We start from the raw sequence: 18,018 nt of genomic DNA, 5'->3' as shown, positions 1-18,018 counted from the left end.
AGATTTCTCTGTTTATCCGTATTTTTGCAAATGTTCGCACCTATTCCATTGAATCTTCCTCCCTGCTCATTAAAATTGACCAAAGGTGATAATTGTACCTATGTGTACGATGAGTTGCGGAAGAAAAAATTAGTTCTTACGCCGGAAGAATGGGTACGCCAACATTGGATTCATTACCTGCATAATTACAAGAATTACCCTAAAAGTCTCATGCAAATTGAAGGTGGTCTAGTACTGAACACCCTACAAAAGCGCAGCGATTTACTGATTTATAATACGGCAGGCGCAAAGATCTTGCTGGCAGAATTCAAAGCGCCGACTGTCAAAATTTCCGAAAAAACATTTTCTCAAATCGCAAATTATAATAAAATTCACAAAATACCCTTACTTTTAGTCAGTAATGGAATTGAGCATTATTATTGTACAATAGACTTTGAACGTGAAGATTTTACTTTTCTAGAAGAGCTTCCCACTTTTCAAAACAGTAGTCAACGTGTTTAAGCAACAAAAAAAACGTAATTTAAAACACAAATATTCCGATAAAGGTTAAGTATATGAATATAGATAAAAACGAATTCAGAAAATACGCTATCAAGCATCACCGTATTGGCAGCCAACATGTCGATAGTTTTATCGGTCGTGTAGAAAGCAATATGCCAACCAACCTTACGCCTTATATCATTGAAGAGCGTCAGATGAATGTGGCACAAATGGATGTTTTTTCCCGTTTGATGATGGATCGAATCATCTTCTTGGGCGATGCGATCAATGATCAGGTAGCCAATATTGTACAAGCGCAATTGTTGTTTTTACAATCTACGGATGCACAACGCGACATCCAGATCTATATCAATTCGCCTGGTGGCAGTGTATATGCCGGCTTGGGCATCTATGACACCATGCAATACATCGCTCCAGATGTAGCTACAATTTGTACTGGTATGGCAGCATCTATGGGAGCCGTATTATTGGTAGCTGGAGCAAAAGGAAAACGTGCGACATTACGCCATTCTCGCGTAATGATTCACCAACCTTCTGGTGGTGCGCAAGGTGTTGCTTCTGATATGGAGATCAACTTGAGAGAAATGCTGAAGTTGAAAGAAGAGCTTTACAAAATTATCGCCGAGCACTCCGGACAAACGTATGACTGGGTTGAGAAATCATCCGATCGTGACTACTGGATGCGTTCGGCAGAAGCTAAAGAATATGGCATGATCGATGAGATTTTGATGCCAAAAAAGGAAATTAAATAAGAAGATGAGTAAGTCGAACCAAAAAGATATACATTGTTCTTTCTGCGGTATAAGCAAAAGCGAAGCACAGATGCTGATCGCCGGAGATGGCGCACATATCTGCGATCGATGTGTACAACAGGCTAGCGAAATACTCGCTGAAGAACTCAAACAACGCAAAAGTAAAAACTTGCAAACAGTCTTGAAATTGATCAAGCCGGTGGAGATCAAGGAACACCTTGATCAATATGTGATCGGACAAGATGATGCCAAGAAAGTGATCTCTGTAGCGGTATATAATCACTACAAAAGATTAAACCAGCGTGTAGATCCAGATGAAATTGAGATCGAAAAATCGAACTTAATTGTAGTCGGCGAGACGGGTACTGGAAAAACGCTTCTTGCCAAAACGGTTGCCAAGATTCTGAACGTACCTTTCTGTATAGTGGATGCTACGGTATTAACAGAGGCTGGCTACGTGGGCGAAGATGTGGAAAGTATACTTACACGATTGTTGCAAGCAGCCGATTACGATGTGGCAGCAGCCGAGCGCGGAATTATCTACATCGATGAGATTGATAAGATTGCACGCAAAAGCGACAACCCTTCCATCACACGCGATGTGTCTGGCGAAGGTGTACAGCAAGCCTTGTTGAAAATACTAGAAGGTACTAACGTAAATGTACCACCGCAAGGTGGACGTAAACACCCTGATCAAAAGATGATCTCGGTAAACACCAGCAACATTCTATTTATTTGTGGTGGCGCCTTCGATGGTATCCAAAAGAAGATTGCAGATCGTTTGCGTACGCAAACTGTTGGTTATAAGATGAAGGATGATGAGCAAGACATCGATTTAAAGAACCTGTACAAGTATATTACACCACAGGATCTCAAGAACTTTGGATTGATTCCCGAGTTGATCGGTCGCTTGCCGGTACTAACTTATCTAGATCCATTGGATAAAGAAACACTATTGAGCATTCTTACAAAACCTAAAAACGCGCTAACGAAGCAGTATACTAAACTATTCGAATATGAAGGTGTCGAACTACAGTTCGAACCCGAAGTTTTCGATTTCATTGTCGAAAAAGCTTGGGAGTTTAAGCTAGGAGCACGTGGACTGCGAAGTATCTGCGAAGCGATAATGCTGGATGCTATGTTTGAAATACCTACCAGTAAAGAATACGAAAGCGATAAAACATTACATGTCACGCTCGACTACGCGAAGAAGAAGATAGCCAAATCGGATATCAAAAAGATGCAAGTCGCTTAAGACATCCAACCCTCGCCTTCGTGCGGGGGTTTTTATTCACATCATAAATTTAAAAACGAAAGGACTCTATGAGCAAAACCAAAAAATCAAAACTTGAAAACTCACCGGTCATTCCAGGACTGAAAAGTAAAGAGGACATTGTCATCAATTGGCTGCCACGATACACAGGCAGACCGCTGGAAGAATTTGGGGAATATATATTATTGACCAACTTCTCTAATTATGTGCGGATCTTCTCCGAAATGAACGACCACGCTCCTATTCTTGGCCTAGATAAACCGATGCAGACTTGTACTGCTGGCGGCATCACCATCATCAACTTTGGAATGGGAAGCCCAATGGCGGCCACTATCATGGATTTGCTATCAGCGATCAAACCAAAAGCTGTACTTTTTTTAGGAAAAGCAGGCGGCTTGAAGAAAAACAACAACATTGGTGATTTAGTACTGCCTATTGCGGCCATTCGTGGAGAAGGAACGTCTAATGATTATTTCCCACCAGAAGTACCAGCATTACCAGCCTTTGCATTACAAAAAGCCATCTCGACTACAATTCGTGATCACTCCTCTGATTACTGGACTGGTACGGTGTACACTACCAACAGGCGTGTGTGGGAGCACGACAAAGCATTTAAGAAATACTTGAAATCTATACGTGCTATGTGTGTAGATATGGAGACAGCTACTATTTTTAGCGTAGGCTTCGCTAATAAGATTCCTACCGGCGCTTTACTGCTCGTATCAGATCAGCCTATGATTCCCGAAGGTGTAAAAACAGCACAATCAGATGTATCTGTCACCGCCAAATATGTAGAGAAGCACATCACTATCGGTATCGACGCGCTCAAACAACTCATAAACAACGGATTGACGGTAAAACACCTCCAATTCTAACCCAACACACTAAAACAAACATCTACCTCTCGGATGTATCAATGTACTTGCTTACGGCAAGTCGTTGATAACAATCCGTTTGCACTTTTTTAGGCTAACCACCTAATCCTGAATTTTATATCTCAAATTTTTCATGTAACTTAGGACTCGATACAGAGCGTATTCAACGCTTATTGTGTCGACCTGAATACAATGAAAAGTGCGCTACTACTTCTTTTTGCTACCATATTCCTAATTACTTCTTGTGCAAAAGAGGAAGTAATGGCCTATTACCCCGTGGATCAGGATCTGGTTTTGCGCAACGTAAAATACGGCGAGCATGAACTGCAAAGCATGGACGTATACTTGCCGGCAAAGAGAAGTGTAGATCATACCAAGTTAATTGTATACCTGCATGCTGGCGATTGGTCTTCGGGCGACAAAGATGATGTTGGTCTTAACGATAATTCTGTGGACCTTTTGAAAGCTTATTTCCCTGATTACGCATTATTTACAATGAATTACCGTCTAGCTACAGATAGTAATGGCATAACGGCAATAGATGCTGAAAAAGACGTCTTGCAGGCAATGGATTTCATCTACGAGCAAGCACATACCTATCAGATCTCGACAGATACGTACATGGCTGGCTTAGAGTCTGGAGCGCAACTAGCCTCTTTGTATGCGCTCAAGAGCGCAGAAACATCGACACGAGTAAAGGGTAGCATTGCTTTTTCTGGCGCATTTGATCTATTGGCTATCCACAATGAATCTACTGCAGCAATGAAATATGCTTTACATGCTTACATTGGAGGAGCCCCTCATAATCAAGCTTCTCATTATGAAAATGCATCACCTATTCAACACATTTCTGCGAGGAGCCCATCATTTTTGATCATTCATGATACAAATAATTCTAAATATCCCATTACTCAAGCAGAAGCATTTGGTCAGCGTTTAATTGCTAACGGAATCGATCATGAATTCATTAGCTACGATAGCGTAAAAGACAGTATTTCTACACCAGACATGGAAAATGTATTTAACAAGATTAAATCCTTTCTAGCAAAATAGAAATTTCCCAATATTAATGTCAAATTTTCAATAATTCGCAAAGTCGAGACGCTTAATTGATAGATTTCTAATGTTATTTTTATTTTTGTAACATGCTGAACCGCTTTAATGAGCAAGATCTGAACCTTCTGTATGATCGCTACATCTATTCAGAAAAGGGTTCTTTTCGATTAGAAGGGATTAACAAAATTTTACTTATTTACTAATTATGGCTAGCAAACCTGGAGCTCCTACTCCGATGCAAAGACTATTTAGGCTATTGCATCCAGAACGGAAAACCATCAATTACATATTTTTATACGCCGTGGTGATCGGCGTATTCAGCCTGAGCATACCATTGGGAATATCTGCTGTGTTCAACTTTTTGACAAACGGCGCCATGTACAGCTCGACGTATATATTGATTGCTTTCGTATTGACAGGTGTCGTTGTGGCGGGCTTACTATTGATAGGACAGCTTAGTTTAGTGGAATATTTGGAGCAAAAAATTTTCCTCCGTTCTTCTTTAGAGTTTGCCTACCGCTTACCCCGCATTCAACCTTCGGAATTAAAAGACAAAAATCCAGTCGAATTAGTGAATCGTTTTTTTGACGTTATCGTGATCCAAAAGGGAATTATCAAATTATTGATTGATTTAATTGCCGCAGCGGTAACCATATTCTCTAGTCTGGTGCTTTTATCATTCTATCATCCGTTGTTTATCGTGCTCAGTGTGGTCGTTATCGCACTTATTGCTATCGTAATCGCCATCTACTATCGTAACGGACTTAATGCGAGTATCCAAGAGTCTGAGCACAAGTATGAAACGGTAGCTTATCTAGAAAATGTCGCCGCTAACATCGAACAATATCGAGGAGATAAAGCAAAAATGCAGGAAATCATTACCGACACAGATATAATTACGGGTAAGTATCTTACTGCCCGAAATTTACATTTTCGAATCCTAAAACGTTTCTTTAGTGCTTCGCTCATACTGAGAACTTTATTGTTCGGATCGATGCTATTGTTAGGATCGTATTTTGTCGTAGAGCGACAAATGACTTTCGGACAGTTTGTCGCCGCCGAAGTCCTGATCGTACAGGTGGGCTATGCTATAGAGAAACTTTTCACCAATCTAAATACTATTTTCGATATGCTTACTGGTAGTGTAAAGCTAGGTGCGGTAACTGATTTGGCGTTAGAGGAGGACGCTGTACCTTATGGCTACTAGATTCAGACCTGTAGATCCTGAAGTGGTCAACTGGCACGATTTAACCAGAGAAAGCGAAGAGAAGCTGATCCCGAACCGTGGCCCTATATTTATAGGACGCGTACTCATGGTCGCAGGTGTTATATTCTTGGCCCTATTGTTCTTGCCTTGGCGGCAAACGATTCCTGGGCGAGGAACCATTTCTGCGCTACGGCCGGAAGATCGCCCTCAGACGATTCAAAACCAAATTGGTGGCAGAATTGAGCATTGGGCTGTAAAAGACGGCGATGAAGTTAAAAAGGGAGATACGTTGTTAGTAGTTTCCGAGATTGCACAAATGTATTTCGACCCCGAATTGCCACTTCGCTTAGACGAGCAACTCGAAGCCAAACGCAGCAGCGAAGATGCTGCCGATCAGAAAATGATCGCAACAGAAGCGCAAATTGCGGCATTGAGAAATGGACTTCAATATCAATTAGAGTCGGCAACCAACTCCGTTGAGCAGGCCCGAAATGTCGTGAAAATTGATAGTGCAGATCTTGTAGCTACTAAGAGTTTTCTAGAAACCAGTGTAGCACGACTGGAACGCTATGAACAAGGCTATCGCGATGGATTGTTTTCGCTAACGGATATCGAGACGCGTCGATTGAATCTACAGAACGATCGCGCTAAAGTGATAAGTGCAGAGAATAAATTATCCAACTCTCGGCAAGCTTATATTAATGCCAAGATTGAACTAAACAATATTCGCGCTCGATACAACGAATCTCTGGCAAAAGCGCAGTCGGATTTAGGTTCTGCCTTATCAACTAAGGCATCTGCGCAAGGTGATATATCAAAATTAAGAAATGAGATCGCCAATATTGATGTACGCCGCGGATTGTATGTGGTACGCGCACCGCAAGATGGTTTCATTGTCAAAACATTGAAAGCGGGTATCGGAGAGACAATAAAAGAAGGTGAATCGGTTGCTACATTGCAATCGAAGAAACCACTCTTGGCTGCGGAGATCTATGTCAATGCGATGGATGTACCACTTATTGGCCTAGAAAATGATACGCGTCTACAATTTGACGGTTGGCCTTCCATTCAGTTTTCCGGATGGCCTTCGGTAGCTGTAGGTACGTTTGCAGGAAGCGTAACAGTCATTGACAAAGTCAGCAGTACAAATGGTAAGTACAGAGTACTCATTCGTCCAGCTAATCCTGTCCCAAATGGGGATGATGATTGGCCAATACAGTTACGTGTAGGCTCTGGTGTATATGCACGAATTATCCTAGGCCCGGTGCCACTATGGTATGAGATCTGGAGACAATTGAATGGTTTCCCACCTAGTTTGGAACAAGAGCAAGGCGGACACGCTTTAGATTAATTTCAATAATCATGATTAGACTAATACTACTCATCCTTATTGGCTTATCGTCATCTGCTCGCTTTGCGGCCTATGGCCAGACAGATACAACCGCATCGTTGACGGAAGAATTTTCATTGCAAGACTTGGAAGATTTCTTATTCAGCAATCACCCGGTTTTAAAGCAAATTAACTTATTAAGCGAGTCTGCACGTGCTTCGGTAACGCAAGCATTAGGGAAATTTGACCCCGCATTGTACGCTGATTTTCAAAGCAAATATTTTGGGGAAACAGACTATTACAATGACTGGAGCAGCGAACTAAAAGTACCACTATGGTTAGCGGGCGCCGACTTGAAGGTAGGTTATGATCGTAATGTGGGTATGTTTACCAATCCACAAAGTCGCACACCTAATACTGGTCTTTCTGGCATCGGTCTTAGCATCCCACTGGGGCAAGGATTGTTAATTGATAGTCGCAGAAACACGTTAAAGCAAGCGCGCGCCATGGTAGAATATGCCGAGGCAGACCAGGTAAAGCAGATTAATGGTCTTTGGTATCAAGCGGTATCAGATTATTGGGATTGGTATTATGCTTACCGGCAATTTCGATTGCTTGAAGAAGGAGTTCGCCTAGCCGACACACGATTTCGAGCAATTAGCGCACAAACTGTTCTTGGCGATCGGCCTCCGATTGACTCGGTAGAAGCGGCCATTACACTACAAGAGCGAGAGATGCAATTAGCGAAATACGCCATCGAATTTCGCAACAGAAAATTGATCTTGTCCAATCATCTTTGGAATGCAGAAGAGTTACCAGTGGAGTTACCAGATCGCGCAAGACCTTCTGCCATAAACATCAGTGATTTAACAGCCGATGCCCAACTTTTATCGCATTTGTTGGAAGTGGCTGAACAGCAACACCCAGAATTACTAATGTTAGAAAGTAAGGGACTACAGCTCAGTATTGAAGAGCGATACAGGCGCGAAATGTTAAAGCCTCGATTGGATATTTCGGGTACCCTGATATCGAGCCGGCGCAACTTCGGCGAATCCATACCATCAATTTATGACTTTAATTGGGGCAATTATAAGTTAGGAATGTCCTTTGCTTTTCCACTTTTCTTACGTGGTGAGCGTGGAAAATTGCGGGAAGTTCGCATTAAGCAAGATCAACTCCGGTACGATCAAGTAATTGTAGGACGAAATATCCGTAATGATATTAATACTACCTATAACGATCTCACAGCCTATACACAGCAACTGAGACTACAGGTAAAAAGCATTGCCAATCAGGAGATATTATTGGCAGGCGAATTGCAAAAATTCGAACTTGGAGAAAGCACCTTATTCATCATCAATAATCGAGAGACAACTTTGATAGATATGCAGCGCCAGCGCGAAAATCTCATTGCTGCATATCAAAAAGCACTAGCTGGGTTGTACTACAAAGCTGGCACGCGCACCACAGAGTTTTAATCTTTTTTATTTATCTATTCTTTGCTTAACCCATTGCATGATACATGTTTTGGGTATTTTTGATACAATTGTGCACTTACCGTCATAGTTCAGAACAAAGTAAAACTTTACCATTGCCATCAAAATTTACAAACTTTCCGATCCTACGTTAAGGTAGCCGGAGGCGTTGCAGTGTATATCTTGACGTGCGAAATCAAACTCTACGGTTGTTCAGCTTTTTTTCTCATGTCGCGCACGCAACTAAATTGCATTAATACTAATAAATGATTCAATATTTTATTTAAAAAATATTATTTAGTGTCATTTTAATAAAATATCGCAAAAATAATAAGAGCAAAACGCTTGTAGTGTTTCGTCTACAAAAAAAAATTATGAATTCGATCTATGGCAAATAACTGTCTTAAAGACAGTAATATTACATTAGAAATTAAGCTAACATCATACCGATGAGACGTTACAACCAAATCACAATGTCCAAAATGAAAGTGCACAAGAATTTGACGTCCTGCGAATTAAGTAACTTACCCCACTTCGAACTGGGGTACGGACAATTTTATTCTTCACCAAAGGAATTAATCAAATAATTTACACTCGTTTTAGGGTCGATTTATTAACAAATATGTGATTATAAGATTAGAATATGATAAATCAGTATTACCTACACAAAAGCTGCGATTATGAAGGTCGCTATTGGAATCTGCCGATAAGGATAATTGTGACGGATTATACCAAAGTTCTTATTATCATGTGATATTAGATGCATAGAAAAGGAAACACCATTTATTTTAGCTAGTAAACCAACCTACAATTACAAAACATGATCGCTAATGAATTAAATAGGAAATTTTCTACTGCAGCAATACGCTGAGCAGAAAAGGAAAAGATTATATTTTCTTCAATATAGCAACTTAACCAACATCACTATGAACACATTATTTGCCGATAGTCAAGGAGTCGTACGTTTTGGATCAATACATCTTGTTAAGAGCATTAAACCAGAGATTCGAATCTTTGAAGCTAGCAATCACCATCAGACTTGTACTATCCTTCGAAATGAAAATATTGATGTATTAATACTAAATACAGACATGTGTGGAGATCATTCGATCTCTGCGATTGCGAAGTTTAGAAGTATTCGCCCTGAAATTAGAATATTGCTTTTTTCGCACTACACAGAGCGGGCATTTGCAGCTCGCTTACTAGACGCGGGAGCGGATGCATTTATAAATGCATGCTCAAAATTAGATCATATGAAGGAGGTGCTGGTAAAGTTTTTTGCGGAAAGCAAATCGTCTCCACCCGCATTAGAAAGCAGTAGGCCGTTAGCAAGTTATCCAGATCATGCTTCTGGACAATGGCTTTTTGAGAAGTTTTCAGAACGCGAACGTACCGTTTTAACTTTTCTTCGTAATGGTCTTCCACTAATTGAAATTGCAAGATTACTATCGATCAAGCCGTCTACGGTTTCCACATACAAAAATAGAATTTACACAAAATTAGGTGTGGTAAATCAAAGAGAATTGACCGATCTAATGAGTATGGCGAGCTAATCTTGACTAATTCGATACTACGGTACAACTATATCTTTTTATTAATCTATCGCCAAGTACATGGCAACTGAAGCCAATCTTCACTGAAAGACTTAGCAAGATAGTCTGCCAAAATGTACTTGGTAATCTAAAACAAATCGTCCTATAGAACGATTGCGTCATTAGTGTATTAAGTGAGTTAGCAATCAAAAACTTTCACAAAAACCGTATTTCTCATGTTTGGTAGCAATTTTACCACAATTAATCAGAATGTCTTTTTACATTTTAGGACTTCTGTTTATGCAATCGGAACTATTAGTTTAAAGGTGTCAACAAAGAACCACAAATCCCTCTCAAAAACCTGTACACCAAAGTCCTAAAGTCCTTAGCAAGCTCCTCCCTTCTAAGCATCAACTGCCATTAACATTTCATCCTCTCAACAAATGCAAATCTTCCTTTAAACAGATTTAAATTCACTTTTAAATCAAAACCTGAAGCTATTCACCTTTTGAATTGTTAACAAAAAGTTCACAAACCGGTAATTTTTAGGTGTTATAACAACCATAGTTTTGTCCTGTTAATCTACTTAATGAAATGCTGGAAGTAACCAAACGACTTCCTTCCTTTTATTAGCAAGTGTGTAAAAAAAACTAGAGCGATTGAAGATTTTTAAAGCAGATACCCGAGGATGGGTATGCCTAGGATTTGTGAGTGTCCTATTCTTTTCTTCCTGTAAAAAGGAATCCAATGTGCTGCAAGGGCAGCAAGATGAAACCATTTATTTTTCGAGCGAAATTTCAGGACTACCGCGTACCCGTGCCCAAGGCACACAGTGGGATGCGCAGGATAGCATCGGTATTTTCATGTACCGCAAAGGAGCTACATTAGATGGTAGTAGCATCGTCAATGAAGGTTTCAACAAAGCTTACCAAACTAATGGCAATGGTAATTTCGTGGCGAAGCAAGCCGCAGACAGACTCATCATGCCAAGCGGCACAGAGGTAGATTTTCTGGCTTACTATCCTTATCGCCGATTAAATAATGTAGCGCCTTTGGTAGACATTGCGGACCAAAGCAAGCCTGAAGCACTTGATTTTATGGTGAGCGCTCGTACAGGAACATCGCCGATTTCAGGTGCGCCTGTGGTACTTTCCTTCGAAAGACAGATGGCCAAACTCGAATTTAAAGTGGCGGGCAGTGACCTAAACGGTATCCGTGCCGAATGGATCGGCTTAGCCTCTTCCGCTGTATTTAACTTGGCGTCTAGCACCTTTGAAGCCGCACAAACGCCGATCAATGTGCCTGCTCATATCACCAAAAATGAGCTAAACGAAACGGTTATCAGCTGGACTATATTTCCCGGACAAAGCACCGCTCCACAAAAAATTGTTTTTACTAAAGCCAATGGCAACGCGTACACTTGGAACATCACGCCAAACATTGAATTTGCCAAAGGACATCGCTATCAGTACGATTTGACCTTGGGCACGGGCGGTGAAGTGACGCCTACGCCGACAGCTAGCTACATGGAGTTACCGATTATAGCCGCTGGCGCGAATGAAGTATACAGTCTCAAAATGGGATCTGGCCGTCGTAATTATTCCATGCTATACAACAACGATTACAAACTAGCGGAATGGGTAGCTTATCCATTATGCGATGCTTACCTGGGCGGCCTGAGCCGTACAGATCGCTGGGCTTATGATCCTGATCCAAAAATCCAACGTCTGTTTCAAGCCGATTTATCAAGTGGATATCCTAACAACGCTTCTTTAGGTATTGATCGTGGACATCAATTACCAAGTGGTGATCGTACAGCAAATCGCAGCGAAAACGAGCAAACGTTCTACTACACGAACATGACACCGCAGGCAAAAACACTAAACCAAAATGTGTGGGCTAGGCTGGAAGATAAAGTGCGTAGCTGGGCAACCGAATCCGGAGTAGATACCGTCTATGTCGTGACGGGCGGGATGGCCACTTCCGCTAGCAACACAACACTGGAATATGTAAGCGATAACTCGGGTAGAAATGTAGTTAAGCCAAAGTATTATTACAAAGTATTGGCTATGAAGCGCGGTACCACCTACTACACGATCGGATTCCGATTTAACAACGTCGCCCATGCCAGCAATGTCAACTACATGAACTATACGGCTTCCGTAGCTGAACTAGAAAAAGAAACAGGTTTCACATTCTTCCCAGCTTTGCCAGATGCAGTGAAATCCACCATCAACACCCAAATATGGCGTTAATACCTATTCATAAATACTATCTAAAAAAACCATTTTAATTAAATTACCGTGAAAAAAAATCAATTATTAGGAGCAGCAGTAGCTCTGCTAGTTTTCGGTCATTCGTGTAAGAATGATGCGTACCGTGACTTAGTGCCAGAAGGCAATGGACAGGTACAATTTACCTCCAGCATTGGTGGCGACGTGAGCACACGCGTTACAGGCAACAAATGGGACAACAACGATGCGATCGGCGTTTTCATGAAACAAGGTGCAAACTTAGGCAGCGCATTAGCGATGAATAAGAAATACACCACTGCCGGAAACGGTAATTTCAGTGCAGAAGGTGCAGATATCATCAACTACCCAGAGACAGGTAGTGTAGATTTCATTGCTTACTATCCTTATGCAGCAGGCTTAACAGGCACGACATTGCCTGTCAACGTGGCGGATCAATCCAATCAAGCGGCGATTGACATCTTGTACTCTAATAACGCAACTGGATTATCAAAAACTTCGGGTACTGCTAACTTGGCGTTCAAGCACCAATTAGCAAAAGTAGAGCTTAACGTAAAAGCTGGAACTGGCATTCCTTCTGTTTCTGGATTATCAGTAGCATATAATAGCGTAAACACGACAGCTACTTTTGATTTATCAACTGGCGCGATGACTATTGCTGCAGGATCTCAAAATCTTACGGCAAAAACAACTGCTCAAACAGCTACAGCATCTCAATTGGTAGAAGCGATTGTGATCCCAGGAAACTACGGTGCTAAACAAGTAGCATTTACCGTAGCTGGTTCTTCATTCACTTGGACATTGCCAGCAAGTCTTCAGTTTGAGGCAGGTAAAAAGTACACGTACGATATCGTATTGCAAACAGAAGCTGGCGGTAACGAAGTGGTAGTTACTGGAGCGGCAACTATAGAAGACTGGACTACTGTACCGGGTGGATCGGTAAACTTAGGTCTAGATGAGCAAGGTGGTGGCGAAGAGCCAGAAGTACCTGGAACTGGCGAAGAATCTACTATTTTCTTGGAGACTTTTGGTGCAACAAAAGTAACATCTAACACCAAAATTGCATCTTTCACTGGCTGGGACAACCCAAGTTTACAATACTCCGACGCTACGACTCGTTCAGATGTAAGAGGTACAGGCGCTACCGGAAGTAACAACATATGGTTTCCAGCGGCAGCTGCTACAGGTGGTAATATCGGAACAGATGCTACATTGACCATTGCTGGAATTAATACAGAAGGATATAGCGACCTTAAATTATCATTCAACTTAGTAGCAAACGATGTAATCAATCTTAATGTATTTGAAGTATACGTCAACGGACAAAAATTCGCTGTACCAAGCAAGGCTTCCTCAAGTAGAGACGAAGTACACCCTATCGAGTTGACACTAACGGGCGTAACTGCATCAGCTACTACTTCGATCTTATTTAAAACGACGGGTACTAATACAGCAGGATTTCGTTTAGACGACGTAAAACTTGTCGGCACAAAATAATTATCCGAACAAACCAAACCAACCTTACAACAGGCAAGAGGAGGTAATCCTCCTCTTGCTTATTTCCAATAAACTCATCCCCTACTATGCGTAATACGTTATACGTGTTATTTATTTTCCTCGGCTGCTATCAGGCGCTTTTTGCGCAAGAAAAAGCACAGCTCAGTGGTACACTGATCGACGAGAAAAATAAAACACCTATTGCTGGAGTAGTTCTGTCGCTTGAGAACAATAAGCAGACCGCTACGACCGATGCAGAAGGTGCATTCATCTTTGTCAACCTCGAAGCAGGTGACGACTTTTTAGTGATTCAATCTGCCGGAATTCGCAGCGTTCGCCTACCGATTTCCATTGCCTCCGGCGAATCAAAATCTTTACCAGCTATCGCACTAATACAAGAAAATCAAATTGATGTACAAACCATTCTGGGCGTAATCGACGATGATGTATTGAGTGAAGATGGCGACCTCCACGGACAGGATATCCGCACATCGGTCATCTTATCCAACGATCTTTACCTCAATAAGGTGGGATTCAAGTTATCTCCATTTCGGTTCCGCGTACGGGGATACGACTTATTTTTTGAGCAAACCTATGTCAACGGTGTATTGGCCAATGATCAATACCGCCGCGTATTCAACTTTGCCTCTATCGGCGCTTTGAATGATTTGACGCGTAACGGGGATGTCATCAACTACAACAACGCTGGCAACTTCAGTTTCGGTTCCATTGGTGGTGCCGAAAATATCAATATGCGAGCCAGTTCTTATGCCAAAGGTGGCAAAGTAACCGGTTCTTATACCAATCGTAATTATTATGCGCGCGGCATGTTCAGCTATTCCACCGGATTGATGGACAATGGTTGGGCAGTTACCGGAGCGATCGGCGGTCGCTATGCCGACAAGGGATTTATACAAGGTACTTCGTACAATAACTTTTCCTACGCCTTGTCTTTGGAGAAACAATGGGCTGAAGGTGATCATTCTATTTCCTTAGTCACCTACGGTTCGCCCGTGGTTCGCGGACAGCAAGGTTCTTCCTTCCAAGAAGTATACGATCTAGTGGGCAACAATCTGTACAACCCAAACTGGGGTTTTCAAGATGGCAAAGCCCGAAATTCACGCATGGTCAACGCATTCGACCCGACGGCCGTACTATCGCACATCTGGAAGATCGATGAGAAAACTTCGTTGACATCGGGTGGATTATTGCACTACGGACGTTATTCCAGCTCGGCACTCAACTGGTACGATGCGTCGGATCCACGACCAGATTATTATCGCTACCTGCCATCGTACTTTGCGATGGATCCAGCCAACACCGATCAGACGACGTACGACTATTACCGTGATCTTTGGATGTCCAACAATCCGGCGATCACACAGGTAAATTGGGCAGAAATGTACCGCCAGAATATGGATCCAGAGCACCGTCGCAAGAATCTGGGTGCAGCCCTGTATATGGTCGAAAAACGGCATTCTGATTTATTGGAAGCGACCATCAACAGTACATTCAACAAGTTGTATGACAATAATGTTCGGTTGACCGCAGGCGTAGAAGCGCGCAAAACCCGTTCTTTCCAATATAAAACAGTCGATGATCTACTTGGATCAGACTTCGTATTGGACATTGACAAGTTTGCAGAGCGCGATAACCGGGGCAATAGCATCATCAATCAGAATGATTTGAACTTCCCGAATCGTCGTGCATATGTGGGTGATATCTTTGGCTATGACTTTGATATCGATGTACAATCGGTGAATGCTTGGGTAACCAATACGCACCAAACTGGCAATGTCGATTTCTTTTACGGCACCAAACTAACCTACACCGATTTCCAGCGAAACGGAAACATGAAGAATGGTCGCTTCCCGAATAATTCTTTTGGCAGAGGTGTCAAACATCATTTCTTTGATTACACGCTGAAAGGTGGTGTCACGTATAAATTCGATGGAAGACATTACCTTTCTGCCAATACCGGTTACATTACTGAAGCACCGATTCCAGATCGCGCTTATGCTATGTCACGTGTATCCGATCAGGTGGTGAAAGGCTTAACCAGCAGCAAAATATTCGCATCCGACATCAATTACACGTTTTCCATGCCGCGCTTGGCTGGACGAATTTCGGCTTTCCAGACCAATTTCTACGACCAACTGGAGCGTATGGCGTATTACCACGATTCTGAAAGAACCTTCGTATTCCATAATCTAACAGGCGTGAATAAAGTGCACCGCGGTATAGAAGCAGCGCTTACCTATCGCTTAGACGACAACTGGAATTTTGATTTCATCGGTACGATGGCCGAATATTACTATGCCAACAATCCATTGGGCATCATGAACTCGGAAAATGGCAAGCTGGTCGATGTCGAAGAAACCGTGTACATGAAAGATCTTTATGTATCTGGCACACCGCAATTTGCGGGTGTATTAGCTGCACGCTATTTCTACGATTACTGGTTTTTCGAAGTTTCGGCCAATGCAATTGGTCGTAATTACCTGACAGCAGCACCGTTACGTCGTCAAGCATCAAACTATGCGGGCATAAATCCTTATGACGAGGCACAATTTGACGCTTATAAGACTTTGACCAGTCAAGAACGTTTGGATGATGTGGTGACTTTGGATGCGTCGATCGGGAAACTATTTTACCTGAAAGATCGTCGTTCGATCAATCTAAATTTTTCTGTCATCAACCTCTTAAATAATAAAAATATCCGGACAGGTGGTTTTGAACAAGGACGTCTTGACACCACGTATCCAAATCGTTTCGCGTCGCGGTATTTCTACATGCAAGGCGCCAATGTCTTTCTTAACGTCAGTTACCGTTTTTAAAATATGAGTACTATGAATACCATTAAATATACCGTGCTAGCATTATGTATGCTGCTATTGAATATAGGTTGTGAACGCGAATATGCTGCTCCTCCCCTCGGCGAACCGAAGTACGAGGGTAATTTGGACAATATTACGATTGCGCAATTGAAACAACGTTATGCCGATATCACTACACCTCAGCTTATCGAAGATAATCTGATTATTCGAGGTATGGTGACGGGCAATGATGAATCGGGCAATATCTACAAACAGATTTATGTGCAGGACGCCTCAGGCGCCATCAATTTGGGTGTAGACCAAAATGCCATCTTCGGCACGTACCAAGTCGGACAAGAAGTCTTCATCCAGTTGAAAGATCTTTTTGTCGTGAAATACGGTGGCGAGCTTCAGATCGGTATGGGATCTACCAACGCCAACCGCATCAGCTGGGAAATGTTTCAGGCGAAAGCCTTTTTAAATTCTTGGCCAAATGCTACGAATGTGGTACCTGAGGTGGTCGAATTGAATGCCTTGACAGCAGATATGGTGCATCGCCTAGTCGAGATCAAAGATATCACCTTCACAAATGGCGGCAAGAAAGCATTCACCACCGGTGACGCAACAACCAATGAACAAATCAAAAATGCGAGTGGCAATGTGTTGGATGTGCGCTCGAGCAATTTCTCTACGTTTGCTAAAGATATGTTGCCTGTAGGCAAAGGGTCGATTGTCGGGATATTAGGCCGCTTTAATGGTGGTTGGCAATTATTATTACGCACCAAAGCGGATGTGAAAGAATTTGACGGCCAAGAGCCACAACCAGAGCAACCACAAGTCGGATCATTCTTTAAAGAAACTTTCGGATCGGGAACGTATCCTTCTGGAAATCGCCCAAAAATAGCAGCATTTACCGATTTTGACATGAAAGCTCCGATCGTTTATGCAGATCTTACGGCAGAAGCATGGGCAGATATTCGCAGTGTATCTGGCGACAATGGCGCGCATATCTGGTTGCCAGCCAACCGCGAATCGGGCTTGAAGATTACAGGCATCAACTCCGCCAACAAAGGCACGGTGACGTTGACCTATCAGCTAGCGGCCAACTTATTTGACGCAGGTACTTCGGCCAACCTCAACCAGATTCAGCTGAAAGTAAATGGCACTTCGGTAACTGTACCATCGCAGGTGGTAACCAATGCCGCTGGTGATAATGGTAAATTTTATACTGTCACGATTCCAAACATTGTTGCGTCGGAAAACTTGACCATCGAGTTTGTTTCGTCCGCAGCAGTCAACACCGCTGGATTCCGATTGGACAATATCGAATTGAGCGGCAGTAACGGTTCATCTTCGGGTGGCAACACCGGTGGCAATGGCCAGCCAATCATTGTAAAACCTAACTAAGGGCTACAAGTATGAATTGGAAGAATATAAGAAGCATTTCATTGG

At 42.3% G+C, this 18,018-nt stretch carries 13 protein-coding genes; all 13 read left to right on the top strand.

The features are described 5' to 3' along the window. Positions 1–30: 30 nt before the first annotated feature. Positions 31–501, top strand: a complete 471-nt coding sequence (locus DC487_RS16150; RefSeq protein WP_116777012.1) for a type I restriction enzyme HsdR N-terminal domain-containing protein — start codon at positions 31–33, stop codon at positions 499–501. Positions 502–554: 53 nt separating this feature from the next. Further along, on the top strand, positions 555–1,253 hold the full coding sequence (clpP, locus tag DC487_RS16145) for an ATP-dependent Clp endopeptidase proteolytic subunit ClpP (RefSeq protein ID WP_116777011.1): 699 nt from the start codon (positions 555–557) through the stop codon (positions 1,251–1,253). A gap of 4 nt (positions 1,254–1,257) precedes the next feature. Next, positions 1,258–2,508, top strand: coding sequence for an ATP-dependent Clp protease ATP-binding subunit ClpX (gene clpX / locus DC487_RS16140; protein ID WP_116777010.1), 1,251 nt, complete (start codon positions 1,258–1,260; stop codon positions 2,506–2,508). Between the two features lie 68 nt (positions 2,509–2,576). Further along, positions 2,577–3,401, top strand: a complete 825-nt coding sequence (locus tag DC487_RS16135) for an AMP nucleosidase (protein WP_116777009.1) — start codon at positions 2,577–2,579, stop codon at positions 3,399–3,401. A 192-nt stretch (positions 3,402–3,593) separates the two neighbouring features. After that, complete coding sequence (locus DC487_RS16130) at positions 3,594–4,454, top strand: alpha/beta hydrolase (protein ID WP_116777008.1); 861 nt, start codon at positions 3,594–3,596, stop codon at positions 4,452–4,454. Positions 4,455–4,662: 208 nt separating this feature from the next. Then, positions 4,663–5,664, top strand: coding sequence for an ABC transporter transmembrane domain-containing protein (locus tag DC487_RS16125; RefSeq protein ID WP_116777007.1), 1,002 nt, complete (start codon positions 4,663–4,665; stop codon positions 5,662–5,664). Continuing rightward, positions 5,654–7,015, top strand: a complete 1,362-nt coding sequence (locus DC487_RS16120; RefSeq protein WP_116777006.1) for an HlyD family secretion protein — start codon at positions 5,654–5,656, stop codon at positions 7,013–7,015. Before DC487_RS16125 ends, DC487_RS16120 begins: the two co-directional genes overlap by 11 nt. A gap of 11 nt (positions 7,016–7,026) precedes the next feature. Further along, on the top strand, positions 7,027–8,472 hold the full coding sequence (locus DC487_RS16115; RefSeq protein ID WP_116777005.1) for a TolC family protein: 1,446 nt from the start codon (positions 7,027–7,029) through the stop codon (positions 8,470–8,472). Between the two features lie 923 nt (positions 8,473–9,395). Beyond that, the gene (locus DC487_RS16110; protein WP_116777004.1) at positions 9,396–10,022 is read left to right on the top strand and encodes a response regulator transcription factor; all 627 of its coding nucleotides are present in this window, start codon (positions 9,396–9,398) and stop codon (positions 10,020–10,022) included. A 638-nt stretch (positions 10,023–10,660) separates the two neighbouring features. Then, positions 10,661–12,256 carry a DNA/RNA non-specific endonuclease gene (locus tag DC487_RS16105; protein ID WP_239016409.1) on the top strand — a complete coding sequence of 532 codons (1,596 nt, stop codon included), beginning with the start codon at positions 10,661–10,663 and terminating at the stop codon, positions 12,254–12,256. A gap of 48 nt (positions 12,257–12,304) precedes the next feature. Beyond that, complete coding sequence (locus DC487_RS16100) at positions 12,305–13,750, top strand: fimbrillin family protein (protein WP_116777003.1); 1,446 nt, start codon at positions 12,305–12,307, stop codon at positions 13,748–13,750. 86 nt (positions 13,751–13,836) lie between these two features. Continuing rightward, positions 13,837–16,587 (top strand): TonB-dependent receptor, encoded by a 2,751-nt coding sequence (locus tag DC487_RS16095; protein WP_116777002.1) that lies wholly within the window; start codon positions 13,837–13,839, stop codon positions 16,585–16,587. A 12-nt stretch (positions 16,588–16,599) separates the two neighbouring features. Next, a complete protein-coding gene (locus DC487_RS16090) occupies positions 16,600–17,973 on the top strand; it encodes a DUF5689 domain-containing protein (protein WP_207774446.1) in 1,374 nt (457 codons plus the stop codon). Positions 17,974–18,018 lie beyond the last annotated feature (45 nt).

The organism is Sphingobacterium corticibacter (genome assembly GCF_003076635.1).
Taxonomy (GTDB): domain Bacteria; phylum Bacteroidota; class Bacteroidia; order Sphingobacteriales; family Sphingobacteriaceae; genus Sphingobacterium; species Sphingobacterium corticibacter.
The sequence above is the reverse complement of the archived record's forward strand: the minus strand, read 5'-3'. Positions and strand labels throughout refer to the sequence as shown.